This is a genomic window from Epilithonimonas sp. JDS, from assembly GCF_021261315.1.
GTDB lineage: Bacteria > Bacteroidota > Bacteroidia > Flavobacteriales > Weeksellaceae > Epilithonimonas.
The window spans coordinates 84,038-110,220 of record NZ_JAJSAX010000003.1 but is presented as its reverse complement, the minus strand read 5'-3'; the positions used below and the strand labels follow the sequence as shown (position 1 = coordinate 110,220).

Here is a 26,183-nt window from a genome sequence, read left to right as displayed (position 1 = left end):
AAATGAGAAAAAACATTGTTGCAGGAAACTGGAAAATGAACAAAACCTACGCTGAAGCACAAGAATTGATGGCTCAGCTTTTAGAATACAAAAAAAATAACACCACCAACTGCGAGGTTTTCATCGCTCCGCCAGCGTTGTATCTGGCTTCTGCTAAAGAAGTTTTCAAAAATGGGGAAGTGGGCGTGTACGCTCAGGACGTTTCAGAATATGCAAGTGGCGCGTACACAGGCGAGATTTCTGTGGATATGCTGGCATCCATCGATGCAGACGGAAGTTTGGTGTCGCACTCCGAGAGAAGAACGTTCCACGGCGAGACCGACAGCCACGCGAACAGAAAAGTGAAAGCCCTTTTGGACAAAGGTTTGACACCAATCTATTGCAACGGCGAAAAACTGGAGGAGAGAAAATCCGGAAGACATTTCGAAGTCGTGAAAAACCAGACCGAAACCGCACTTTTCACTTTGTCCGCAGAGGAAATCAAAAAAGTTGTGATTGCCTACGAACCAGTTTGGGCCATCGGAACCGGCGAAACAGCCACTGCAGAGCAAGCGCAGGAAGTCCACGCCTACATCAGAAGCCTGATTGCTGACAAATACGGAAAAGAAGTTGCGGACGAAGTTTCCATCCTTTACGGCGGAAGTGTGAAGCCAGACAACGCCAAAGAAATCTTCTCCCAACCCGACGTGGACGGCGGTTTGATTGGAGGCGCCGCGCTAAAAATCGAAGATTTCACAAAAATCATAGAAGGATTCAATTCATAAATAAAATTTACTTTGTCAAATCGAAGATTCGGCGTAGCCAAAGTTTATCCGATTTGACAAAGTTTTTTTTGGAGCTTAATCCCGCTATCCGTTGCAATCTTTTTTGCACCACATTTGGTCATCCGAAAGAAAGGGAAGTCAAAGCAAAAAAGGATTTCCACTACTATCGGGGCTAGGGGTTTTGTCATCCAAACATATTTTGTCAAAATTTATTGATAATTATTTTACCAATTTACAATGAAAATAGAACACCTCGGCATCGCTGTGAAATTTCTTTCAGATTCAGATGATTTGTTTGCCCGACTTTTGGGAAAATCAAATTACAAACAGGAATCTGTAGAAAGAGAAGGCGTTACCACCTCTTTTTACGAACTTGGCGAAAGCAAAATAGAACTTCTGGAAGCTTCAAACCCCGGAAGTCCAATCGCCAAATTCCTCGACAAAAAAGGAGAAGGAATCCATCATATTGCCTTCGGTGTAGAAAATATCCAGACCGAGATAGAAAGATTAAAAAAAGAAGGCTTCATTTTCATCTCCGAAGAACCGAAACAAGGTGCTGATAACAAATTAGTTGTCTTCCTTCACCCAAAATCGACTAACGGTGTCTTGATAGAATTGTGTCAAGAAAAACCCTAAAACGTTTTGTAGATAAAGAAATTTTGCTATTTTTGCAAACACAAAATTTAACCAAATTTACGAGGTCCTATAGCTCAGTTGGTTAGAGTCCCTGACTCATAATCAGGTTGTCCCTGGTTCGAGCCCAGGTGGGACCACAATAAAACCCTTGAAAATACTATTATTCAAGGGTTTATTTTTTATAGGGGGCTAAGTAGGGGGCTGTGATTTCATAATTATAGTGATCTGATACAATTTGATCTCATAGTCTTAAATAAATATATCTAATAAGTCAATTTTCGATCTTGGACCCATAACCGAAGAGACATCGAATAATTTAGTGGAAGATTTGGAAAGAATTGTAGAACTAAATAATATGTAGGATCTTCTACAAACATTTTACTTGTGATTTAAGTTATTTGATTCAAATTACAAGAATGACTAGCACAGTTTGTTAAATATTTATGGTTAGAGTCGTTGGTGATTTGCCTTTAAATATTTAAAAATAATCAGATTTGGGATAGCATGTTCTTAGTTGGCTTCGTATGTCTATTGACCAATTGGGTTCATTTGTCTATTGATCAAATTAAGAATTAAGCACAGATTTTGTAATAGATCCGGAAAGGATTTTAAAAAATTGTGCAATGTAATTTTTATACTCATCTTCATTTTGGGATTCAGTAGTATTTTGAGATTTTTATATGGAAATTTCTAAATTTGTATTTCTAATTTACTTTCTTAAAATCTCGTATCATTAAACAAAGTTTCATAAATTTTCAAAGTTTGAGTTTAATGTAACAAGTATGAAAATAGGATATGCAAGGGTTTCGACCAAAAATCAGAATTTAGATTTACAAATTGAAGCTTTTAGAAAAAGCGGGTTGTAAGAAAATTTATCAAGAGAAAATTTCTAGCGCAACAAAGAATTGATCCGGACCTAATAAAATGATAAAGCACTTGAGGTAAGTTGATAAGCCTTATGCTTGGAGACTTAATTGATTAGGAAGAAGCTTAAAAACATCACATTTACAAGCACAACAGAAAAGCCTTTTAAATTTCAAAGGCTTTTATCCTTATATGATTGAATGATTAATGGAATTTATTCCCGCTGAACATTCTCGTTTCGCTGTATTTAGCGTCTTTTTTTATCTGAAACAAGTCCAGATCACTTTCTGTAATTGCTTCAAGAGTTAAATTTTCTTTGAGAATCACACTGTCGCCTTTTGAAACGTTCTCATTTCCGATTTTAATGTCTCCGTTAAAACAGTAAATAAAATTGATAAATTCTTCATTCCATTCCGGAATTTCCACAATGTTATCTTTTTGCAGTCTGATGTCGAAAATATTGGTTTCCACTCTTAATTTCAATGGCGAATCAGTTATATTTCCGGCACTCAATCTCCAGCTATTTTCACTAAAAATAGTTTCAAATTGATGAAACTGAACCTGCGGCGGTAAATCATTTTCAGAAGGCCGCATAAAGATTTGAAGCATTTCTACATCTTTCACGGCATTTTCTTCGTGTGAAACTCCACTTCTGCATTCATCAGCATCATATAAGAATTGTTCAGATGTTATTTTTTACCCGTGCTGTCGAGGTGAACCATCTTCCCCGAACGGATATAGGAAAAAATCTCATCATCCTCATGCGGATGCATCGGCACCAAACCGGGAGGTTTAAATAAGGCGTGGTCAATTCTGCCGATAGTCAAAAATCCGGTGTCGTTTTTTCCTAGATTGCTTCCAGCTACTGAATATTCTATGTTTTGGCCAACAGGTGCCTCAGGATATTATTATAATTCAGGACAAGCAGAAGATTATACTTTGAATATTTCTGGTATCCCGGATGTAATTTTACTTGTCCATCTGATATCCTTGCAAATACAACGCCTGGGGGAGATACAGCAATAGTAAATTACAACCTGCCTTTCAATTGCAGTCCTCAGAGTTCTTAAAGTTGTGGTATAGATTATCTGGGGAATAATTTTGAAAGCTGGATGTCGGCTTCAAACGTTAATACTGTTGCGAATGATTTTGTTATACCAGCAGGAAAAACACTTAAAATAGACAAAATCATTCCGCATCTTATCAGATTTTCTTATGGAGCAACTGTTGCTTTCTACAAAGACAATAATGGTAAGCCGGGAGATTTGATTATAAATTATACCACTCCTACGATTGAGGCACAAAACGTGATAGGCAGTACTGTTGGTGGTACAGTTTACGAAACAATAATAAAGTTGCCTCAAACATTAGAGTTGACTTCTGGAAAATATTGGGTAGCTATTAACATGCAAGGATCATTAATCTATTGGGAGACAAAGTTTCCTTATCAAACGGAACTACGGCATTTACAACCGGAAATGGAACAGATTGGACGCCTGAAGAAGGTTCTGATGGTGTATTCATAGTAAGTTATGTTTGTGAAACACCATCAACACAAGTTGTTTTGATTCAAGGTCTAGAGTCTGGTGCTGCTTTGCCGGACGGTAATACTGTTGTTATACATAATCTGATATATGAGGGCGCTGTGATTGATACCTGCGTATTTAATGTAAAAATTAATAAGATTCTTAATTCAAAAGAGGTTTCTCAAAAACAGATCTCATTCTACCCGAATCCCGTAAAAGATATCTTAAAGCGTTCTTATTTCAAGGAAATTGAAAATGTTGTTGTCTATGATATGTCAGGAAAAAAAGTTTTTTCAAAAATTATAAACCGTAAAGAAGCTGATATTAATTTATCAAATTTTACTTCTGGAACATATACTAACCGCTAAAATTTCAGGAGAAAGTAAGTCCTTTAAAATTTTTAAAAAATAATTATTTGTTTTAGCTAATTAAAGAGACTGTTCCTAAAAGAGCAGTCTCTTTCTAATTTAATATTTAGCCTTAGTTCAAGTTTTTCTAAATAATAGATAATTGTATGACGACTTAAAAATCAGTCATATTACTTAAAGATACTTAATAATGCAGTATTATACAAACAAGAAGGTATTCAAAAATTTGACGTTTACAGACTTACACCCGAATAATAGTATTAGATACACTTGAAAAAGCACATAGATTATCAGAATTTTTCAAATTATTGCAAGATTTTAACTCAAATAAATTAAAATTTAAATGCGAAGTAGACAGTTTTAAATAAACAAAAATTAACTTTTTAAAAATCCAATTGATCAATTTGGTATTTTACTTCAATATTCTGACAAATTATTAAGTGTAAAAAACACATTTTTTAATTGAAAAGAGTCTATTTTTGAAATTTTTTGAAAAAAAATGTGGTGAATTTTAAATTTTTCTTATCATAATTTATAATAAATAATGTTATAAATATTTTAAAATGTTATACAAACCAGTACTATATGTAAAGCGTTTAGTAATGATACTGATCATTATATATACGATAAGCTTATCATATATATAATATCAACTTATCATAATAAATAGATATGTAAATTATTGATATATAGTAAGTAATTTAAAATTTATTTTTTTATATCAATTGTATTTTTATATTTGTGATGTTACGTAAATGTTAACAGTCAAATGAATCCAACTTTCGTCCATACTTATTTATCTGTTGATTGTGTTGTTTTTGGTTTTGACCATGAGAATAAACTTAATATTCTTCTGGTTCAACGCCACGTGGATGATATTCCACTCGAGCAGCAGAAAAAATTGCCAGGCAGTTTGATTTTCAGTGACGAAGATGTAGACGATGCTGCAAATAGAGTTTTGTTTGAACTTACCGGTATAAAAAAGATGGTTTTAAAGCAATTCAGATGTTTCGCAGATCCTAACCGTGCAAGTAATCAAAATGATATAAAATGGATGGGAAAAGAGTACAAGCATAATATTGACAGAATTATTACAGTAGCCTATCTTTCATTATGCCGAATCGATCATAAGATCGATAGTTCAAAATACGACACTGTTGACTGGCATCCAATAGATCGACTTCCAAGATTACCATTTGATCATAATAAAATTATTGAAGAGTCATTGATGGAAATTAAAAAATGGATCGATTCTGACTTTTCTATCATTTTTGTGCTTCTTCCAAAAAAGTTTACAATCAGACAACTGTATCAACTTTATAATGCTTTAAGTGAAAAGAAAATTGATATTAAAAATTTTCATAAGAAGATCTCATCATTCAGTTATATCATTCAATTAGACGAGATCGAAACTAATGTCTCGCATCGTGCAGCCAGATATTACAGGTTTGACGCTAAGATCTATAAAAAGACTCAAAACAAATTAATTAAATAAAATAAGCTTCTTAATAATATGTATTTACTAGGATACGATATCGGCAGTTCATCTGTAAAAGTTTGCCTCATAGAGGCTTCTAATGGAAAGGTTGTGGCTTCTGATTTTTCTCCGAAAAAAGAGATGAAAATTACGGCGATCAATCCCGGTTGGGCAGAGCAGAATCCATCTGACTGGTGGACCAATCTGAAACTGGCACATCAATCGGTAATGTCCCACGCCGGTATAGATGCAGAGGATATCAAAGGGATCGGTATCACTTGGCAGATGCACGGATTGATTTTAGTTGATAAAGATCAAAACGTTCTTCGTCCGTCTATTATTTGGTGTGACAGCCGTGCTGTTCCTTATGGTGAGAAAGCATTCAAAGAAATTGGGGAGGAAAAATGCCTTTCCCAGTTACTGAATTCTCCTGGTAATTTTACAGCTTCAAAATTAGCTTGGGTCAAAGAAAATGAACCGGATATTTTCAATAAAATTCATAAGATAATGCTTCCGGGAGATTATATCGCAATGAAGCTTTCCGGAGAAATAGGAATAACAGTTGAAGGACTTTCTGAAGGTATTTTCTGGGATTTTAAAAATAACTGCATTTCAGAAGATATTATCAATTACTACGGAATTCCAAAAAGCTTTTTTCCTGAAATTGTCCCGACTTTTGGTATCCAATCAGCAGTATCTTCTGCAGCAGCTGAGGAATTGGGATTAAAAGAAGGAACACCAATTTCTTACAGAGCCGGTGACCAACCCAATAATGCATTATCACTTAACGTATTTAATCCCGGTGAGATTGCTTCTACAGCAGGTACATCGGGCGTTGTCTACGGTGTTCTGGATAAGATAGATTATGATAAACTTTCCCGGGTCAATACTTTCGCTCATGTCAATCATTCAGAAGAGAAGATGAGATTGGGTGTTTTACTTTGCATCAATGGAACAGGGATTCTTAATTCCTGGCTGAAGCACAACTTTGCAACATCATTATCCTCCTATGGTGATATGAATGAGCTTGCATCACTTTCTCCAATTGGCTCAAAAGGATTAAGTATCATACCATTCGGAAATGGTGCTGAAAGAGTTCTGGAAAACAAAGATACCAGATGTTCTATTCACGGGATCAATTTCAATATTCATTCAAAAGGTGATATTCTTCGTGCCGCTCAGGAAGCCATCGTATTTTCTTATGAATATGGGATGAATATTATGAGAGATATGGGAATGGATATCAATGTTATTCGTGCAGGCAATGCCAATATGTTTTTAAGTTCAATATTCCGCCAGTCACTTGCGAGTGTCAGCAACGCCGTTATTGAGCTTTACGATACAGATGGAGCAATAGGCGCTGCAAGGGCAGCAGGAATGGGAATCGGATTTTATGAAGATTCGAAAGAAGCATTTTCTTCGCTTGAAAAAATTGCAGTGATTGAACCCGAGTTGGAAAAAAGAGAACAATACCTAGAAGCTTACGAAAGATGGCAGGAGCATCTTAGAGAAATATTATAATCAAAAATCATAACGGAATTTACTACAGACTTACTGGTATAAAACATCGGTAGGGAAGGAATTCTACATCAAAAATGAATGACAATTAAAAATAAAATTAAATAAATATGAGCATTTTAACACAAACAAAAGAGTTTTTTCCAGGTATCGAACAGATCAAATTTGAAGGTAAAGAAAGTAGAAATCCTTTGGCGTTCCGTTATTATGAAGCGGACAAAATTGTGATGGGAAAACCAATGAAAGAGTGGATGCGTTTTGCAATGGCTTGGTGGCACACCCTATGTGCAGATGGTAGCGATCCATTTGGAGGACCAACTATCCACCATCCTTGGAGCAATGGAACAGATGCAGTTTCCAAAGCAAAATATAAAATGGATGCAGGATTTGAATTTATGCAGAAAATGGGATTCGGATACTACTGCTTCCACGATACTGATCTTGTAGATCCTGCTGATAACTGGAGAGATTACGAAAAAAATCTTCAGGCAGTTGTAGAGTACGCTAAAGAAAAGCAACAGGAGACCGGTATCAAACTTCTTTGGGGAACAGCTAATGTATTCACTCACGAGAGATATATGAACGGTGCATCTACCAATCCAAACTTTGATGTAGTAGCTTGTGCAGGAACTCAGGTAAAGAATGCAATAGATGCAACAATTGCACTTGGTGGCGAAAATTATGTTTTCTGGGGTGGAAGAGAAGGTTATATGAGTCTTCTGAATACCGATATGAAACGTGAAAAAGAGCATCTTGCCCGTTTTCTTACAATGTCTCGTGATTATGCCAGAAGCCAGGGTTTCCAAGGAACTTTTCTTATTGAGCCAAAACCGATGGAACCTACAAAACACCAATACGATTATGATTCAGAAACGGTAATTGGATTTTTGAAGAACTACGGTTTGGATAAAGATTTCAAACTTAATCTGGAAGTGAATCACGCTACATTGGCTGGTCACACATTTGAACACGAACTTCAGGCTGCAGTCGATGCGGGTATGTTAGGAAGCATTGATGCAAACAGAGGAGATTACCAAAACGGATGGGATACGGATCAGTTTCCTGTAGATTATTTGGAACTAGCACAAGCATGGCTGGTAATTCTTCCGGGTGGCGGTTTAGGATCCGGAGGTGTAAACTTCGATGCGAAGATCCGCAGAAATTCTGTAGATGCGGATGATCTTTTCATCGCACACGTTTCCGGAATGGATGCTTTTGCAAAAGGATTATTGGTAGCGGCAGATATTCTTGAAAATTCAGATTACAACAAACTAAGAACAGAAAGATATTCATCTTTTGACAATGGAAATGGGAAAGCTTTTGAAGAAGGTAAACTAACGTTAGAGGATTTACAAAAGATAGCGCATACAACAGGAGAGCCTCAGCCAAAAAGCGGCAAGCAGGAATTATTTGAAGCCCTTGTGAATATGTACATCTAAAAAAACAATAGGGAAGCTGATTTACTTATTTTAATGAGATTAGCTTTCTTATATCACTAACTTTAAAATTAATAAATTATGAATCTATTTCATTTAAGTAAAACCAACAGAGCAGCAATATTTTTTGCGATGGCTTTGTTACCTTCCGGTCTGGCCTATGGACAGAGTAAAAAAGATACTGTTACAAAAGAGAAGCAGATCGAAGAGGTTGTTGTCATTGGATATGGAACCCAGAGAAAAGAATCTGTAACAGGATCTGTGGCAACAGTAAAAGGTGATGTATTGCGTGAGGTACCTTCTGCGAACATCACACAGGCATTGCAAGGCAGAACTGCGGGTGTGGATATTTCACAAAACTCTACAAAACCAGGTGCAGCATTTCAGATCCGAATCAGAGGAACAAGATCCTTGTCATCAAATGCCAATGCAAATGATCCATTGGTAGTTCTTGATGGGATTCCTTTTGCAGGCTCTTTGTCAGATATCAGCTCAAGTGATATTAAAAGTTTAGATATATTAAAAGATGCTTCTGCAACCGCAATTTATGGTTCAAGAGGTGCAAATGGGGTAATACTAGTAACCACAAACAGAGGATCAAAAGGTCAGGGCCCGAGGTTTACCTATAATACTTTCACTGGCGTTCAAACGCTATTTTCCAGATATCCATTGATGAACGGTCCGGAATTTCTGAAATTAAGACAGTATGCAACGCCGGCTCCTAGTACTCCTGGAGGTACAACAGGTCCCTTATACGCTACTACTGGAGATGAAATAGCTACAAACGATACAGATTGGCAAAAGTTATACTACAAACCGGCAATGATTACGAGCCATGACATAGGTGTATCGAGTGGTTCCGAAGGTGGCAATTACAGTGTTGGTTTGTCTTATTTCAAACAAGATGCATTAATTCCACTTCAGAATTATGAAAGATTCTCTTTGCGAATTGCATTAGACCAACAAGTTGGTAAAAATTTTAAATTCGGATTTACTTCGAATACAAACTACTCTGAATCGGAAGGTAATGGTGTAAATCCGGGAGCGATTTTAGGATATTCTCCACTTGCAAGTCCATATAAGGACGATGGCAGTTTAAAAACTTTGATGACCACTGCTGGTGGAATAGACCAAACTTGGATTTACACAAGAGAAAGATTACAAAGTCTCGGGGAAAAATATGTGGACGAAACCAAATCTTTTGCATCTTACAATAACCTTTATGGGGAAGTAAATCTTCCTTTGAACGGACTAAAATACAGACTAAATGTTGGTTTGGATTATCGTACGCAGAATAGTGGTAACTACGTCGGTGTAGGTGTATTCAATACAAACCCAACAGCAGTATCATCTGCAGGTAGAGGAAATAACCAGAATTACCACTGGGTTATCGAAAACTTGTTGACATATGACAGAACTTTTGGAAAGCATAAGATCAACGCAGTAGGACTGTACTCAGCTGAAGGAAACAGATATATCAGTACCTATATGAGTGCGAAAAATGTTCCTGCAGATTTCTTTCAATACTATAATTTAGGACAGTCACCTCAGGCAGATATCTCTGTGAAACCAGAAGATCAGCAGTACTGGCAAACGGGTCTGATTTCCGGAATGGGAAGAGTTATGTATACATTTGATAATAAGTATATGTTGACAGCAACCCTACGTGCAGACGGTTCTTCGAGATTAGCTCCAGGCAACAAATGGCATACTTATCCTGCGATATCTCTAGGTTGGAACGTTACCAACGAATCATTCATGAAAAATATCAGTGCTCTAAATCTTTTAAAATTCAGAGCCGGATGGGGACAAACATCTAATCAGGCTGTAAATCCTTATTCTACACTAGGGGCGCTAACCGTAGTTCCTTACAATTTCGGAAGTAGCAATGCTACTGGTGTTTATGTTAGTCAAGCTCCAAATCCCACTTTGGGCTGGGAATACTCTAAAACGACAAACTACGGTGTAGATTTCGCATTATTTAGCAACAGATTAACAGGAACAGTTGAATACTATAAAACCCATACATTTGATCTCTTAACAAACAAAAACTTGCCTGCTTCTTCAGCTGTTGGATTTATTACAGAAAACGTTGCAGAGACAGAAAATAAAGGATGGGAATTCTCTTTAAATGGGTCTATTATAAGCAATCCTGACGGATTTTCTTGGGATGCCGGTGTGAATTTTTATACCAACAGAAACAAGATCTTAGCCCTCGCGTCCGGAACTGACAGAGATATAAATAATCTTTGGTTCGTTGGACATAATATCAACTCATTGTATGATTATCAGTATATTGGATTGTGGCAGGCGGGAGATCCTTATCAAGGGATCTTAGAACCGGGAACTGCTGCCGATGTCGTAGGCTCTATCAAAGTTCTTTACACAGGTGGCTATAATGCTGACGGAACACCAACAAGAGCAATTGGAGCCGCAGACCAGCAGATATTTGATACTGCGCCAGACTGGCAGGGTGGTTTCAATATGCGTTTTGCTTACAAAAATTTTGAATTAAGTACAGTCGGCGCATTCCAGAAAGGTGGCATTTTAATTAGTTCACTCTATGGCTCTGCAAGTTACCTTAACCGTTTAACCGGAAGAGGAAATAATGTTGATGTAGATTACTGGACTGAAGAGAATACAGATGCATACTATCCTCGTCCTGGTCGTCATCTGAGTGGTGATAATCCAAAATATTCATCTACATTAGCTATGTTTGATGCTTCATATCTAAAAATACGTACCATTACTTTAGGATACAATGTCAATAAAGACTTCCTGAAAGACTTAAAATTAAATAGCCTTAGAATCTATTTTACGGTTACCAATCCTTTCGTTCTTTTTTCTCCGTATCACAAATTCTCCGGGATGGATCCAGAACCAAATTCTGTTGGAGATCAGAACCAGGCGGTTAGCGGCTACAAGCAAAGACAATTGATCATTGGGACAAACAATCCTTCTACAAGAAATTACTTAATGGGACTAAATTTAACTTTTTAAAATAACAAAGTAATGATAAAACATAACAAAAAAGTGATATTAGGAGCCATCTTTTTATCACTAACATTCACAGGATGTAATGAAATCCTGGATGAAGAACCTAGAGCAAACTATACTGTTGAATATTTTAATACAGAGCAAGGTGTTAACCAGGGAATCACTTCATTATATAGACATCTGCGTTCGTTATATGGAAATGGCTATTTCATGAGCAACTGCCAGGCAGGCACAGATGAGGCTACTTTTGGACAGAGTGCCGACGGAAATTTCAAGGAATTGGATATGTCTGGAAACGGGAATATTAATCCTGATACTTTCCCTACCAGTATGATTTGGAACTCTGTCTTTCCTTACATTAATACTGCTAATGGGATCATCGAAAAAGGTCCAAACTTCGGGATTGCAGAATCTTTAGTTTCTGAAGCCAGATTTTTCCGCGCATTCGATTATTTTATCTTGGTACAGACTTATGGTGGTGTACCGTTAGATTTGGGATCAGGGCCACTGGCTTTCAATATTACGGCCTCTGCAACTTCTGTCAGAAATACCGTTCCGGAAGTTTACAGTAAGGCTATTTTCCCAGATCTAAAAAAAGCAATAGACAATCTTCCGGTATCACCAAGAGTCACTGGAGGTGTCACAAAAAACGTGGCAAGATTATTTTTAGCTAAAGCTTATCTTACCTATGGATGGTGGCTTCAAAATCCAAATAATATCCCAACATATCCGGAAGCGCCACGTACGGATCTTGATGGTCATACAGCTCAATGGTACTTTCAGCAAGCTTACGACATTGCGATGGCAGGAATTGCCAACCCAAGTCCGTACGCACTTCAGCCAACATTTTATGATGTAAATCTGGGTGCGAATGACAGAAATAATGAGTGTATGCTTTATGCAGATCATACACAGTCTAGTGCTTATTATAATGAAGGTGACCCAGCTGGCCTGGGAGCGGCATGGTCTCCGGATAATTTTGCCGCCTGGATGCAAACATGGAACTACACAGCTATTAAAAGTAGCAAAACTACCGCTTGGGGACCAAACGACATTGTCAATTCTGTGCAGCGTGCAGCTACTCAGCCATTAGGGCGTCCTTGGGTTCGTATGGCACCGCCGATTGCAATCATTAGAAATACCTTCGCAGATAAAACCAATGATTCACGTTACGATGGAACTTTTGTTACCACATATCGCGGAAACTGGAATCGGGCAGGCGTAACAAACCCGGTTCTGTATAATGCCAATAATCTCCCTGTACAGCCGGATGGTGCTATTTTATCATTCTTAGACGATGATTCCCAACTGCCGTCTTATCCTTCGGGAGCAGGAGCAAACGGTGTAGGAGCAGGTACTCTTCCTGGTAGAGCCGATTATGTGATAGCACCAAATGGCATAAGCAGAATGGTGTATCCAGGTCTTTGGAAAATAGGAACGTACAGAACAGATAATGGTGCTGGGCTGGGAACACCAAATGCAGGACTAACGCGCCCATTCAATGTGGCAAAGTTTTCTGAATTTTATTTTATAGCGGCAGAGGCTGCTGTGAAAGGTGCAACCGGGGCTACAAGCGCCAGAGATCTTATTAACGTTATTCGTGCAAGAGCAGGAAAATGGAGGTTTGATAATAATGGAAATGTTACAAAAATTCAGGATAACAGCGCAGCAATGGTTGCAGCTACACCTGCGACAATTACAATCGATTATATCCTGGCCGAGCGTTCCAGAGAATACTATGGAGAATTTTACAGATGGTATGATTTGGTTCGAACGCAGAAATGGGGAGAAGTTGCTGCTACATATCAGATTGGTGGAGTTTCATACGGAGACCATACGCCACAAACTGTCACTCGTAATATTCAGAAATTCCATTATTTAAGACCTATTCCTACAAGTCAGTTAAATGCAATGGAGGTTTCGGCTGAAGTTAAAGCCAAATATCAAAACCCTGGTTACTAATCAATTTTGAGTTCATATCAATCAAGAACAAAGTAGGTGTAACCTTTACACCTGCTTTGTTTAATAAATAAAACTAAAGAGAAGAGTATGGAAAAAACATGGCGTTGGTTTGGGAAGAATGATAAAATTAAACTAAATATGCTTCGACAAATTGGAGTAGAAGGTATTGTTTCTGCACTACACGATATTCCGAACGGGGAAGTTTGGTCATTAGACGCGATCAATAATTATAAAGATTATATAGAAAGTTTTGGTCTTCGCTGGTCTGTAGTTGAGAGTCTTGCTGTTAGTGAGTCTATCAAATATGGAGGAGGAAACAGAGATCAATTAATAGAAAATTACATCAAGAGTCTTGAAAATCTGGGTAAGGCGGGCGTAACAACGGTTTGTTACAATTTTATGCCGGTTCTTGATTGGGCTCGTACAGATTTGTTTTATCAGTGGGAAGACGGCTCGTCGTCATTGTACTTTGATAAAGTCAAATTTGCTTATTTTGAAATTCATATTCTGCAAAGAAAAGGTGCGGAAAACGATTATAATTCAGACATTCTTCAAAAAGTAGAGCAACTAAAAAATACTTTAACAGAAGAAGATAATAATGATCTGATTGATTCTATCATTGTAAAAACGCAAGGTTTTGTTAACGGAAACATCAAGGAAGGCGACAAAAATCCGGTTCAATTATTCAAAAATCTATTAGCATTGTATGATGGAATTGATAAAGATCAGCTCCGTCAGAATATGAAATATTTTCTCGAAAAGATAATGCCTGTCTGCGAAAAGTGGAAAATCCAGATGTGTGTACATCCCGATGATCCGCCGTTTTCATTATTAGGCTTACCAAGAATCGTCACCAAAGAAGAAGATATCGATTGGCTCTTAAACGCTGTCGATAATCCACAAAACGGACTCACATTCTGCACCGGTTCTTTAAGTGCTGGTCTCCAAAATGATGTTCCGAAACTTGCCCAAAAATATGCCCACCGCACAAAATTTGTTCATTTAAGAAGTACCAATGTTTTTGAAAACGGCGATTTTATCGAAGCTCATCATTTGGGTGGAAGAGGAAAATTAATCGAAGTAATCAAAATCTTTGAAAAAGAAAACCCGGATTTACCAATGCGTGTGGATCACGGCAGACTTTTGACGGATGATATTGACAAGGATTACAATCCAGGCTATTCATTTTTAGGAAGAATGCTTGCTTTAGGACAAATCGAAGGGGTGATAGCTGCAGTACAAAGTGATTTAAAATCTTAAAGAAATAAGCCACGAAGTGGCACAATCAATAGAATAGGGTGAAGCTCTGTGAAAGAAAGAAAAATAGGATGAAATCCTATCAATCATCATTATCAATCATAAAAAAATGAACGAAATATTCAGCATAAAAGATAAAGTAGCAGTCATTACAGGAGCTTCCGGTGTGTTGGGCGGAAGTCTGGCTAAAAGTTTCATCGAAGCCGGAGCAAAAGTTGTCGCCCTTGGAAGAAATCAGGAAACTCTGGATGCTCGTGTGAAAGAACTAATAGAATCGGGTGGTGATGCATTCGCTGTGGAAGCCGATGTAATGGATGTGGAAAGTCTTGAATCTGCTTCAAAAAAAATTCTCGAAAAATATGGCAAAATTGATATTCTGCTCAACATTGCCGGAGGAAATATTCTTTCCGCAACATTGTCTCCAGACCAGTCTTTTTTCGATATGAATATGAACGGATGGGATGAGGTAACGAATCTTAATATCAACGGAACCGTCTATCCAAGCTATGTTTTCGGGAAAGTAATGGCAGATCAAGGCAGCGGAAGTATCGTGAATATTTCCTCAATGGCAGCTTATTCTGCAATCACAAGAGTGGCTGGTTATTCAGCGGCAAAATCTGCAATTACCAATTTTACCCAATGGCTGGCTTCGGATGTAGCATTGAAATTTGGCGATAAAATCCGTGTCAATGCAATTGCTCCGGGATTTTTTATCGGAGACCAAAACCGTGCAATTCTATTGAATCCTGATGGTTCTTTAACTGACAGAAGCAAAAAAGTGATTGCTAAAACACCAATGCAAAGATTCGGAGAAGTAGAAGAACTAAATGGAGCTGTACTGTTTCTCTGTTCGGATGCCGCAAGTTTTATCACGGGTGCTTTATTGCCTATCGATGGTGGTTTCAGCGCATTCAGTGGTGTTTAATATGAGTATTATTTTCTTCTTATAGTAAGCAAGGCCTTAATGATTTTCTCACTCAGTTAAGGTCTTGTTTTTAAAGATTTTTCTCAAAAATCAAAATCAATTTTAAATTTAAAAATGAATCATCCCATCAGCAATAAAGAAGTTTTCGGAGAATCATTTTTGCTGGAATCGGCAAAGGCAGAAAATCTCTATTTCGGTTACGCGAAAGAAATGCTGATTATTGATTATCATAATCATTTGGAACCGGATGTTATTTCAAATAATCAGAATTTCCTTTCTCCAACAGCAATTTGGCTGGATGGCGACCATTACAAATGGAGAGCAATGAGGAATTTTGGGATTGATGAGCAATGCATTTCAGGCAAAGCATCAGACTTGGAAAAGTTCAAAAAATGGGCAGAAGTTGTACCGTATACGCTTCGTAATCCCTTATTTCACTGGACACATCTGGAACTGAAAAATCCTTTTGGAATCAAAGAATATCTTTCTCCGAAAAATGCAGATTCCATTTATCATCAGATGAATGAAAGTTTGCAGACTTCGGACTTTTTACCACAAGCCATTATTCAAAATTTCAAAGTAGAAGCACTTTGCACAACAGACGACCCCGCTGATGATTTAGCTTATCATAAAGCACTAAAAAATAGCGGTTTTAAAACTCAGGTTCTACCGGCTTTCCGCCCAGATTCTTACATCAATATCATCAATCCGGAGCAATATCTTTTGAGCATTAAAAAGCTTGAGAATGTTTGCGGAATTTCAATTCAGTCAGTTTCTGATTTATTAAATGCACTTGAGTCCAGAATTAATTATTTCGCAGAAATCGGAGCTAAAGTCGCAGACCACGGGTTTGAATATTTTCCTGATACCACAAAATGGAATCTTAAATTAGAAACCGAATTTTCTGAATTTTTAAAAGGAAATAATCCGACATTCCCAAATCCGGAAGCCTTGTGCGGCTATCTGCTGAAAGAACTTTGCAAAATGTACGCTGAAAAAGGCTGGGTTCAGCAGTTTCACGTGGGAGCAACCAGAAATAATAATTCTGAAATGCTTAATAAAATTGGAATTAACTCAGGTTATGATGCTATCAGCGAACAATATTTTGCACAAAGAATGAGCGTTCTTTTGGACGAACTGAATTCTGCCGGACAACTTACCAAAACCATTATTTATAACCTTAATCCCACTTTTAATGAAGTTTTAGCGACACTTGCCGGGAATTTCAATGAAGGCGGAATTAAATCTAAAGTACAGTTTGGTGCAGCGTGGTGGTTTCTCGACCAATTAGACGGAATGAAAAAGCAGATGAATACACTTTCCAATATCGGTCTCATCAGCACATTCGTCGGAATGCTAACTGATTCCCGAAGTCTTCTGTCGTTTTCAAGACACGATTATTTCAGAAGACTTTTATGCAATATGTTCGGCAGTGAGATGGAAAGGGGCTTTCTTCCTAATGACGAAGAATGGGTTGGTAAAATTATCGAGGACATCTGTTATCACAACACGAAAAATTATTTTGAAATTTAATACAATGCAAGATTCATTTTCCAATAAAATATTATGTTTCGGAGAATTGCTTTTGCATTTCGCTCCGGATTCCGAAGGAAACTGGCTCAATGAGCAGTCTCTGAAAATTTTCGTAGGCGGTGCAGAGTACAACGTGGCTTCTGCGCTTGCACAATGGAACAATCCTGTGAAATTCCTTTCAGCTTTGCCGGAAAATTTTGTAGGAAGTCAATTAGAATCTCAACTCAAAAATAAAGGAATCGAAATTATTGCAGAGAAAAACAACGGTAGAATCGGAACTTTTTACCTGTCTTCGGACAGCGATATGCAGAATGCTGCGGTGGTTTACGACCGTTTTCCATCGGTTTTCACAGAATCGGATTTTAGCACCTTCAGTTTTGACGAAATATTTTCAAAAGTAAGATGGCTTCACATCAGTACAATCACACCAGCATTAAGTGAAAATGCTTATCAGAAATGTCTGGATTTAATGAAAGAAGCAGCGTCAAAAAACATTACGGTTTCCCTCGATTTAAATTATCGCGCAGCGCTTTGGCAGGGCAAAAATCCTTCAAAAAAAATTAAGAATCTGATGCCTTTCGTGAATGTTCTGATGGGAAATATCTGGTCAATCCAACAGTTTTTGAATATTCCGATAGAATACGAACTAAATGGAAGTTTTAATGATAAAAATCTTTTGAAACAGGCAGAAAAATCAGCTTTGGAAATTCAGTCGATTTTTCCGAATGTGGAAATGATTGCCAATACCTTTCGTTTCACGAGCGCTGAGCAAATTAATTACTATGCGACTTTATTTGCTGACGAGAAGCTTTTGGTTTCGCAGAAATATCACTCAGACAAAATTGAGGAAAGAGTGGGAAGCGGCGATTCCTTTATGGCAGCCTTGATTCACGGAACTTTGAAAGGACATGCCTCACAACAGATTCTAAAAGATGCTACAAAAGTCGCATTCAAAAAGCTTTTTGTTATAGGTAATACGATAGATGAATCTATTAATATTGAAGAATTATGAATGTAATACTACAGATAATAAATGACCAGAAAATCGTTCCCTTGTTTTACAATGAATCGTTTGCAGTTTCAAAAAATACCGTAAAAGCTTTGTACGACGGAGGAATCCGTGTAATAGAATACACTAACCGTGGAACTCAGGCATTGGAGAATTTTACCAAATTAAAAGAAATCTCTGCTACCGAATTTCCGGAACTTTTATTAGGAATCGGAACGGTAAAAAATATAAAGGAAATGTATGATTATAACGATGCAAAAGCAGATTTTATCATTACACCGGTCATCAGCGAAGAGCTCGTAAAGCACGCTGTCGCAAAAAACATCAATTTGATTCCCGGCTGTTTCACGCCTTCTGATGTCAATCTGGCTTTTCAAAACGGACTTCGTTTAGTAAAGATTTTCCCGGCAGATGCTTTAGGCAAAAATTATATCAAATCCATTCAGCCTGTTTTTCCGGGAATGCATTTTATGCCGACCGGAGGAATCAATGCTGATGTTGAAGATATTACAGAATGGCTCAAAGGTGGTGCAATCGCTGTCGGATTGGGAAGTTCGCTCATCAAAACAGACTTGAAGGCAGAACAGCTGACTGAGAAAGTTCAGAATTTATTAAAACAACTTAATCAAAACTAGATGCAGGCTCCTAAAGATCATAATATCAGATGGTTTATGCTGTCATTGGTGTTCCTCGCTACCACGATCAATTATCTCGATCGCCAGGTAATGGGTTTGCTGAAACCTGTCCTTGAAAAAGAGTTCAGCTGGGACGAAAAAGATTACAGTTATATTGTGATGGCATTTACGACGACTTATGCGATTGGTTATCTTGCGATGGGGAGATTTATCGACAGGGTAGGAACCAAAATCGGTTACGCCGTTTCCCTAATTGTCTGGAGTCTCGCTTCGATAGGACACGGTTTTGTAAAAAGCACAGTCGGATTTTTGATTGCAAGAAGTACCCTCGGAATCAGTGAAGCCGGAAATTTTCCCGCAGCGATAAAATCAGTCGCCGAATGGTTTCCTAAAAAAGAAAGAGCCTTGGCAACCGGAATTTTCAATTCAGGAGCTACGGTGGGAGCTATTTTAGCGCCACTCCTTGTACCTATTATTTTAGCGAAATACGGCTGGAGAGAAACTTTCGTCTGGATTGGAGCATTAGGTTTATTGTGGATTGTCCTTTGGTGGAGATTTTATACCATTCCTGAAAAGACTAAAAAATTAAGTCAGGAAGAATTAGAATACATCAAAAGTGACCAGGATGGAAAAACGCAGGAGCAGTCCAAAGTTCCGTTATCCGAAATATTAAAATACAAAGTCACCTGGTCTTTTGCCATCGGAAAAATTCTGACCGACCCGATTTGGTATTTCTTTATGTTCTGGCTGCCGGCTTATTTTTCAGACGTATTTAAAATGGATATGACAAAGCCTTCCATTCCGTTGATCATTATTTACAGCGGAACTACGATTGGAAGCATCGGCGGTGGTTATCTTTCCTCATTTTTAATTAAAAAAGGCTGGACAATCGGAAGAGCCAGAAGTTTAACAATGCTCTTGTTTGCTTTGATGGTTGTTCCGGTAATGTTCTCAAAATATGTTGACAATATGTGGCTGATTACCATTATCATTGCTTTTGCAACCGCGGCGCATCAAGGTTGGGGGGCGAATCTGATGACCACTGTTGGCGATAAATTACCTAACAATTATGTAAGTTCGGTTATCGGATTTGGCGGAATGCTGGGTTCGGCAGCAGGAATTATTTTCCCACTTTTTATCGGAATTGTCTTGGACACCTTCAAAAAAGCAGGAAATATCAACGGCGGATACAATATCATATTTTTCATTGCCGGTGTTTCTTACGTTGCAGCTTGGGGAATTATTTGGCTGATTAATAGGAAAAAAACTCAAATTTCTATCTGAAATTTCTTAAATACTTAAAAGTGAAAATGAACTTAAAACATTGCATAGTGATCATCTGTATTTTCATGAGCGGATTTTCCCTTGCACAGAAAGGAGGAAAATACAAGCTTTGGTACGACAAACCCGCAAAACAGTGGGTGGAAGCATTACCTGTTGGAAATGGAAGATTGGCGGCAATGGTTTTTGGAGACCCTTCAAAAGAAAAGCTTCAGCTGAATGAAGCCACATTCTGGTCGGGAGGCCCTTCCCGGAATGATAATCCTGACGGTCCCAAAGTGCTGGATTCTATTCGGTATTACCTTTTTAACGGAAATTACAAAAGAGCCGAAATCCTTTCCAATAAGGGTTTGACAGCAAAAACACTTCACGGTTCGGCGTTTCAGAATATCGGTGATTTGAATCTTGATTTTAATAATCTCATCGATATTAAAGAGTATTACCGTGAGCTGGATATTGAAAAGGCAATAACAACGACCACATTTTCCTCCAACGGAAGTCATTATAAAAGAGAAGTTTTCGCTTCAGTCCCGGATCAGGTAATTGTGATAAAACTAAGTTCAGACAAAAAAAATGCCCTGAATTTCAATGCCGGATTCAACAGCGAACTGAAAAAAAATGTAAAAGCGATTGATGCCAATACCTTGCAAATGGATGGGCTTTCTTCCACATTAGACGGCGTTCAGGGCCAGGTTAAATTCAATGCATTGGCTAAATTTATTGCTAAGGGTGGAAAAACTTCTGTTTCAGAAGAGAGAATTTCGGTTGCCAATGCAGATGAAGTGATGATTCTGATTTCGATTGCCACCAACTTCATAGACTACAAAACTTTGAATACCGACGAAGTTTCAAAAAGCAAAAATTACATTACTCAAGCAGAAACAAAAAATTTCAATACTTTATTTAAGAATCATCTCAACGCTTACCAGAATTATTTCAAAAGGGTAGATTTCAACCTCGGAACTTCTCCTGCGTCACAATTTCCAACGGATTTGCGTGTTAAGAATTTTGCCACCAGTTACGATCCTGAGCTCGTTTCATTATATTATCAGTTTGGTCGTTATCTCCTGATTTCATCATCGCAACCGGGTGGTCAGCCTGCTAATCTTCAAGGGATTTGGAACAACTCCAACAAACCGGCTTGGGACAGTAAATACACCATCAACATCAACACGGAAATGAATTATTGGCCTGCCGAAAAAACGAATCTGCCGGAAATGCACGAGCCTTTGATTCAGATGGTCAAAGATTTGAGCGTAACCGGAGCAGAAACGGCAAAAGTAATGTACAAAAGCCGTGGCTGGGTGGCACACCACAACACCGACATCTGGAGAATTACAGGCGTAGTTGATTTCGCCAACGCTGGACAATGGCCAATGGGAAGTGCCTGGCTTTCACAGCATCTTTGGGAAAAATACCTGTACAGCGGAGACAAAAATTATCTGAAATCCATTTATCCCATTCTGAAATCTGCGACACAGTTCTATGAGGATTTCCTGATTGAAGAACCTACACACCAATGGCTGGTTGCAAGTCCGTCGATGTCTCCCGAAAATATTCCGCTGGGAAACAAGGGAAGTGCTTTGGCAGCGGGAAATACGATGGATAATCAGTTGATGTTTGACCTGTTCAGCAAAACAAAAAAAGCGGCACAAATTTTAAATATAGATTCGGATAAAATTACGGTTTGGAACACGATCATTTCCAAATTACCACCGATGAAAATCGGACGATACGGACAATTGCAGGAATGGATGGAAGACTGGGACAATCCGGAAGACAATCACAGACACGTTTCACATTTATATGGTTTGTTTCCAGGAAATCAAATCAATCCTGTCACAACACCCGAACTTTTTGATGCCTCAAAAACCGTTTTGTTACACCGTGGAGATGTTTCCACAGGCTGGTCGATGGGCTGGAAAATCAATCTCTGGGCTAAATTACTCGATGGAAACCACGCCAACAAATTAATAAAAGATCAATTGACATTGGTAGACAAAGACGGTTGGAACAAAAATGGAGGAACCTACCCGAATTTGTTTGATGCACATCCTCCGTTTCAGATCGACGGAAATTTCGGCTGTACTTCCGGAATTACCGAAATGCTTTTGCAGACACAAAACGGAAGAATTGATATTCTGCCTGCACTTCCCGACGAATGGGAAAACGGAAATATTTCCGGACTTAAAACGTACGGCGGTTTTGAAGTCAGTATCATTTGGAAAGACAGTCAAGCTACAGAAGTTGTCATCAAATCAAATCTGGGTGGAAACTGCAGAATCAGTGCATCTAATGAGTTGCAATTAAAAGAGAAAAACACCTTAAAATTGGCATCAGGAAACAATCAAAATCCATATTTTGAAATTCCGACTATTAAGAAGCCTTTGATATCGCCAGAAGCAAAATTGAATGAGGTTAAAATGAAAGAAAGATTCATCTATGATTTTCCGACAGAAGCAGGAAAAATTTATATATTAAAAATTAAATAATAATCTAAAAAATATAACAATGAGACAGAAAATAATGCATTCGATTTTTTTAAGAAATAAACTCACTTTGGTGACAGCAGTTTCTTTACTTTCTTTAAGTAGCATTTCAGCACAGACTTTCTCAGACTTTTCCTATCGTGGAAATGATAAAATCTACACCAACAATCCCTTAAAAGAAAACGAGTTTTACTCTCCGATTCTTCAGGGCTGTTATCCGGATCCGAGTATTACCAGAAAAGGAGACGATTATTACTTGGTCAATTCTTCATTTTCAATGTTTCCTGGCATTCCGATTTTTACGTCTAAAGATTTGGTCAACTGGAAGCAGGTTGGTCACGTTCTCGACAGACCCTCTCAGCTTAAAGTAGAAAAAGGCGGTGTTTCCCAAGGAATTTATGCACCGGATATCAAATATAACAAATTCAACGACACTTTTTATATGATCACCACACAGATTGCTGGTGGAATCGGAAATATGGTCGTGAAAACCAAAGACCCTGCAAAAGGCTGGAGCGAAGTACAGAAACTCAATTTTGACGGCATTGACCCTTCAATTTTCTTTGATGATGATGGTAAAGCCTATATTGTTCATAATGATGCGCCGCCAAAAGGAACTGAAAAGTACAATGGTCACCGTGTCATCAAAATGTGGGATTATGATTTGGAAAAAGACCAGGTTATTGCGGGTTCAGATAAAATTATTGTAAACGGCGGTGTTGATCTTTCCCAAAAACCAATCTGGATAGAAGGTCCGCATTTGTACAAAAAGAACGGAAAATATTTTCTGATGTGCGCAGAAGGCGGAACTGGCGGTAATCACAGCGAAGTTATTTTTATGTCAGATTCTCCGAAAGGTCCGTTTGTTCCTGCACAAAATAATCCGATTTTGACGCAGCGTTATTTCCCGAAAGACAGAAAAGATAAAGTGGATTGGGCAGGTCACGCCGATCTGGTGGAAACTCCCGATGGAAAATATTTTGGTGTATTTCTGGCGATTCGTCCCAACGAAAAAGGACGTGTGAATCACGGAAGAGAAACTTTCATTCTTCCTGTAGACTGGAGCGGAAAGTATCCTGTTTTTGAAAACGGTTTAGTTCCAATGAAGCCAAAATTAAAATTACCGGAAGGCGTAAAAAACCAAACCGGACAAAATGGATTTTTTCCGAATGGAAACTTCACGTATAATGATAAACTGACCGAAAAAAAACTGGATTACCGTTGGATTGCGATGCGGGGACCTCGTGAAAATTTCATTACAACTGTCAAAAACGGCGTAAAGGTAACTCCTTTTGAAACCAATATCAAAGCTTTAGCTCCTGTCTCGGCATTATTTCACAGATTACAGCACGAAGATTTTGAAACTTCCGTAACACTGGATTTCAAACCGAAATCTGAAAAAGAATTGGCCGGAATTACCTGTTATCAAAGCGAAAGATTCAATTACGTTTTTGGAATTACCAAAAAAGATAAAGACTTTTACATCGTTTTGGAGAGAACAGAAAAAGGAGAATCAAAACTGATTGCCAGTGAAAAAATTGCACTTTCAAAAACGATTAAATTACAGGTAGTTGGTGAAAAAGATGATCTTAATTTTAATTACTCTTTAGATGGAAAAACCTACAAAAATCTTGGAGGTCCGGTTTCCGGAGACATTTTATCCACAGATGTTGCAGGTGGATTCACTGGAAGTTTGATTGGTTTATACAGCACATCGACTAACGATATTGTACCAAATTAATATAAAAATGATAATCTCGCAGATTAAACAGATTGAACTGATTTTAACACAATTATCTGCCAAATCCGTAAAATCTGCGAGAGAAAAAGTTAAAATCACCACCAAAATATTAAAATTTTGAAAATTAATAAACCATTTTATATAGTTTCTTTTTACGGATTTATCGGGCTGAATCTACTTTCGGCTCAAGTAAATCCTGTTCAGAAACAACAGACTACATCATTTACCAATCCCATTATTTGGGCAGATGCACCGGATTTGTCAGTCACCAGAAACGGTGATGATTTTTATCTCATAAGCACCACGATGCACCTGATGCCGGGCGCTCCGGTGATGCATTCCAAAGACCTGGTACATTGGGAAATGGCAAGTTATGTTTTCAATACACTGAATGACAATTCCAAATATGATTTGCTTAATGGAACAGTTTACGGTCGCGGACAGTGGGCATCTTCCATCCGATATCACAAAGGGAAATATTACGTTTTGTTTTCCCCGAATGACGAGCCTTTCAAATCCTATTTCTATGTAACGGATAATCCCGAAAAAGAAAACTGGAAACTGATCACAAGAACCAGACATTTTCACGATGCATCGTTGCTATTTGATGATGACGACAGGGTTTATGTCTTCACTTCCAACAAAGTTTTTGAATTAAGTCCTGATTTTAAAGAAGTCATCGGAAATCCTGAAGGAACGGTGGTTTTTGAAAAAGATTCCTCAGAAACCGGACTTTTGGAAGGCAATCAAATCATTAAAAGAAACGGAAAATATTATATGATGATGATTTCCTGGCCAAGAGGTGGAAAACGCCGTCAGGAAGTTTACAGAGCAGATAAAGTGACCGGACCTTATGAGAAAAAAGTGATTCTGGAAGACAACTTTTTAGGATTTTCTTACGCAGGGCAAGGTGCTTTGATTGATGATAAAAACGGAAATTGGTATTCATTGATTTTTCAGGACAGAGGCGGAGTAGGGCGCGTCCCGATTTTAATTCCTGTGAAATGGGAAAACGATTGGCCGGTTTTGGGCGACAATGGAAGAGTTCCTTTAAAAGGTGAAATTCCGCTTCCGCCGTTTAAACCGAAAAATAATATCGTAGAAAGTGATGAATTTTCAGATAAAAAATTAAAAATCCAATGGCAATGGAACCATAATCCTATGAATGAAGCCTGGTCTTTGTCAGACAGAAAAGGTTTTATGAGACTGAGAACGAGCCGTGTTGTAGATAATATTTATTCTGCTCCGAATACTTTAACGCAACGAATGGAAGGTCCAAAATCCAGTGCTGTTGTTGCCTTAGATTTGAAAGGAATGAAAGACGGTGATGTTGCAGGATTCAGTGCATTTAATGGCGATTCAGGATTGTTATCAATTGTAAAAGAAGGCAACCAGAAATTTCTAACTTTTTCAACAAATGAAGTAAGCTTGGATAATAAAACGAAAGCGATTACCGGAGTGAAAAAAGAAGAAAAAAAACGTATCGAAATTAAATCAGATAAAATTTTCCTCCGTATTGAAGCAGATTTCAATCTTGGAAAAGATTTAGCAGATTTTTCTTACAGTACCGATCAGAAAAACTGGACAGAAATGGAGAAAGATTACAAAATGATTTTTGATTACAGAAGGTTATTTATGGGTTCTAAATTTGCGATTTTTAATTATGCTACGAAAAACACAGGAGGTTTTGTGGATGTCGATTTTTTCAGAATTACAGATTCTTTAACTATAAAATAAAAACTTTAGATTAAAATTAAAAAAGAAA

At 37.8% G+C, this 26,183-nt stretch carries 18 protein-coding genes and 1 tRNA gene; 18 read left to right on the top strand and 1 reads right to left on the bottom strand.

The window, feature by feature from the left end:
* Nucleotides 1-2 precede the first annotated feature (2 nt).
* The 3 genes from tpiA to LUD75_RS10950 all read left to right on the top strand — a co-directional run bounded on the left by tpiA (nucleotide 3) and on the right by LUD75_RS10950 (nucleotide 1,537).
* Nucleotides 3-764, top strand: a complete 762-nt coding sequence (tpiA, locus tag LUD75_RS10960) for a triose-phosphate isomerase (RefSeq protein WP_232705718.1) — start codon at nucleotides 3-5, stop codon at nucleotides 762-764.
* A gap of 237 nt (nucleotides 765-1,001) precedes the next feature.
* The gene (gene mce, locus LUD75_RS10955) at nucleotides 1,002-1,400 is read left to right on the top strand and encodes a methylmalonyl-CoA epimerase (protein WP_232705717.1); all 399 of its coding nucleotides are present in this window, start codon (nucleotides 1,002-1,004) and stop codon (nucleotides 1,398-1,400) included.
* Between the two features lie 63 nt (nucleotides 1,401-1,463).
* A tRNA-Ile gene (locus LUD75_RS10950) sits at nucleotides 1,464-1,537 on the top strand.
* Between the two features lie 931 nt (nucleotides 1,538-2,468).
* Here the strand turns inward: LUD75_RS10950 and LUD75_RS10945 are convergent.
* Nucleotides 2,469-2,873, bottom strand: a complete 405-nt coding sequence (locus tag LUD75_RS10945) for a hypothetical protein (RefSeq protein ID WP_232705716.1) — start codon at nucleotides 2,871-2,873, stop codon at nucleotides 2,469-2,471.
* Between the two features lie 817 nt (nucleotides 2,874-3,690).
* Between LUD75_RS10945 and LUD75_RS10940 the strand changes: the two genes are divergently transcribed.
* The 15 genes from LUD75_RS10940 (at nucleotide 3,691) to LUD75_RS10870 (ending at nucleotide 26,155) form a co-directional block, all read left to right on the top strand.
* Entirely contained in the window at nucleotides 3,691-4,158 is a 468-nt protein-coding gene (locus LUD75_RS10940) for a T9SS type A sorting domain-containing protein (protein ID WP_232705715.1), read from the top strand.
* A gap of 769 nt (nucleotides 4,159-4,927) precedes the next feature.
* A complete protein-coding gene (locus LUD75_RS10935; RefSeq protein ID WP_232705714.1) occupies nucleotides 4,928-5,653 on the top strand; it encodes an NUDIX domain-containing protein in 726 nt (241 codons plus the stop codon).
* A gap of 18 nt (nucleotides 5,654-5,671) precedes the next feature.
* A complete protein-coding gene (locus LUD75_RS10930; RefSeq protein ID WP_232705713.1) occupies nucleotides 5,672-7,156 on the top strand; it encodes an FGGY family carbohydrate kinase in 1,485 nt (494 codons plus the stop codon).
* Between the two features lie 107 nt (nucleotides 7,157-7,263).
* Nucleotides 7,264-8,592 (top strand): xylose isomerase, encoded by a 1,329-nt coding sequence (xylA, locus tag LUD75_RS10925; RefSeq protein ID WP_232705712.1) that lies wholly within the window; start codon nucleotides 7,264-7,266, stop codon nucleotides 8,590-8,592.
* Between the two features lie 78 nt (nucleotides 8,593-8,670).
* Entirely contained in the window at nucleotides 8,671-11,589 is a 2,919-nt protein-coding gene (locus tag LUD75_RS10920; RefSeq protein WP_232705711.1) for a SusC/RagA family TonB-linked outer membrane protein, read from the top strand.
* Nucleotides 11,590-11,601: 12 nt separating this feature from the next.
* A complete protein-coding gene (locus LUD75_RS10915) occupies nucleotides 11,602-13,548 on the top strand; it encodes a RagB/SusD family nutrient uptake outer membrane protein (protein WP_232705710.1) in 1,947 nt (648 codons plus the stop codon).
* A gap of 87 nt (nucleotides 13,549-13,635) precedes the next feature.
* A complete protein-coding gene (gene uxuA, locus LUD75_RS10910; protein WP_232705709.1) occupies nucleotides 13,636-14,808 on the top strand; it encodes a mannonate dehydratase in 1,173 nt (390 codons plus the stop codon).
* A 106-nt stretch (nucleotides 14,809-14,914) separates the two neighbouring features.
* Nucleotides 14,915-15,730 (top strand): SDR family oxidoreductase, encoded by an 816-nt coding sequence (locus LUD75_RS10905; protein WP_232705708.1) that lies wholly within the window; start codon nucleotides 14,915-14,917, stop codon nucleotides 15,728-15,730.
* A gap of 114 nt (nucleotides 15,731-15,844) precedes the next feature.
* Nucleotides 15,845-17,263, top strand: a complete 1,419-nt coding sequence (gene uxaC, locus LUD75_RS10900; protein ID WP_232705707.1) for a glucuronate isomerase — start codon at nucleotides 15,845-15,847, stop codon at nucleotides 17,261-17,263.
* Between the two features lie 4 nt (nucleotides 17,264-17,267).
* Nucleotides 17,268-18,275: a sugar kinase gene (locus LUD75_RS10895; RefSeq protein ID WP_232705706.1), complete on the top strand. Its 1,008-nt coding sequence runs from the start codon at nucleotides 17,268-17,270 to the stop codon at nucleotides 18,273-18,275.
* Entirely contained in the window at nucleotides 18,272-18,907 is a 636-nt protein-coding gene (locus tag LUD75_RS10890; RefSeq protein ID WP_232705705.1) for a bifunctional 4-hydroxy-2-oxoglutarate aldolase/2-dehydro-3-deoxy-phosphogluconate aldolase, read from the top strand. Before LUD75_RS10895 ends, LUD75_RS10890 begins: the two co-directional genes overlap by 4 nt.
* The gene (locus LUD75_RS10885; RefSeq protein ID WP_232705704.1) at nucleotides 18,908-20,191 is read left to right on the top strand and encodes an MFS transporter; all 1,284 of its coding nucleotides are present in this window, start codon (nucleotides 18,908-18,910) and stop codon (nucleotides 20,189-20,191) included. It begins immediately after the preceding gene.
* Nucleotides 20,192-20,217: 26 nt separating this feature from the next.
* Nucleotides 20,218-22,680 (top strand): glycoside hydrolase family 95 protein, encoded by a 2,463-nt coding sequence (locus LUD75_RS10880; RefSeq protein WP_232705703.1) that lies wholly within the window; start codon nucleotides 20,218-20,220, stop codon nucleotides 22,678-22,680.
* A gap of 19 nt (nucleotides 22,681-22,699) precedes the next feature.
* A complete protein-coding gene (locus LUD75_RS10875) occupies nucleotides 22,700-24,418 on the top strand; it encodes a glycoside hydrolase family 43 protein (protein WP_232705702.1) in 1,719 nt (572 codons plus the stop codon).
* A 117-nt stretch (nucleotides 24,419-24,535) separates the two neighbouring features.
* Complete coding sequence (locus LUD75_RS10870) at nucleotides 24,536-26,155, top strand: glycoside hydrolase 43 family protein (protein WP_232705701.1); 1,620 nt, start codon at nucleotides 24,536-24,538, stop codon at nucleotides 26,153-26,155.
* Nucleotides 26,156-26,183 lie beyond the last annotated feature (28 nt).

Bases quoted from the DNA above. Each gene is read 5' to 3' on its own strand.
- LUD75_RS10945 (WP_232705716.1), bottom strand. From the start codon at position 2,873: ATGCTTCAAATCTTTATGCGGCCTTCTGAAAATGATTTACCGCCGCAG.
- LUD75_RS10930 (WP_232705713.1), top strand. From the start codon at position 5,672: ATGTATTTACTAGGATACGATATCGGCAGTTCATCTGTAAAAGTTTGC.
- LUD75_RS10920 (WP_232705711.1), top strand. From the start codon at position 8,671: ATGAATCTATTTCATTTAAGTAAAACCAACAGAGCAGCAATATTTTTT.
- LUD75_RS10890 (WP_232705705.1), top strand. From the start codon at position 18,272: ATGAATGTAATACTACAGATAATAAATGACCAGAAAATCGTTCCCTTG.
- LUD75_RS10905 (WP_232705708.1), top strand. From the start codon at position 14,915: ATGAACGAAATATTCAGCATAAAAGATAAAGTAGCAGTCATTACAGGA.
- LUD75_RS10935 (WP_232705714.1), top strand. From the start codon at position 4,928: ATGAATCCAACTTTCGTCCATACTTATTTATCTGTTGATTGTGTTGTT.
- mce (WP_232705717.1), top strand. From the start codon at position 1,002: ATGAAAATAGAACACCTCGGCATCGCTGTGAAATTTCTTTCAGATTCA.
- xylA (WP_232705712.1), top strand. From the start codon at position 7,264: ATGAGCATTTTAACACAAACAAAAGAGTTTTTTCCAGGTATCGAACAG.
- LUD75_RS10885 (WP_232705704.1), top strand. From the start codon at position 18,908: ATGCAGGCTCCTAAAGATCATAATATCAGATGGTTTATGCTGTCATTG.
- LUD75_RS10880 (WP_232705703.1), top strand. From the start codon at position 20,218: ATGAACTTAAAACATTGCATAGTGATCATCTGTATTTTCATGAGCGGA.
- LUD75_RS10875 (WP_232705702.1), top strand. From the start codon at position 22,700: ATGAGACAGAAAATAATGCATTCGATTTTTTTAAGAAATAAACTCACT.
- LUD75_RS10895 (WP_232705706.1), top strand. From the start codon at position 17,268: ATGCAAGATTCATTTTCCAATAAAATATTATGTTTCGGAGAATTGCTT.
- tpiA (WP_232705718.1), top strand. From the start codon at position 3: ATGAGAAAAAACATTGTTGCAGGAAACTGGAAAATGAACAAAACCTAC.
- uxuA (WP_232705709.1), top strand. From the start codon at position 13,636: ATGGAAAAAACATGGCGTTGGTTTGGGAAGAATGATAAAATTAAACTA.
- LUD75_RS10915 (WP_232705710.1), top strand. From the start codon at position 11,602: ATGATAAAACATAACAAAAAAGTGATATTAGGAGCCATCTTTTTATCA.
- uxaC (WP_232705707.1), top strand. From the start codon at position 15,845: ATGAATCATCCCATCAGCAATAAAGAAGTTTTCGGAGAATCATTTTTG.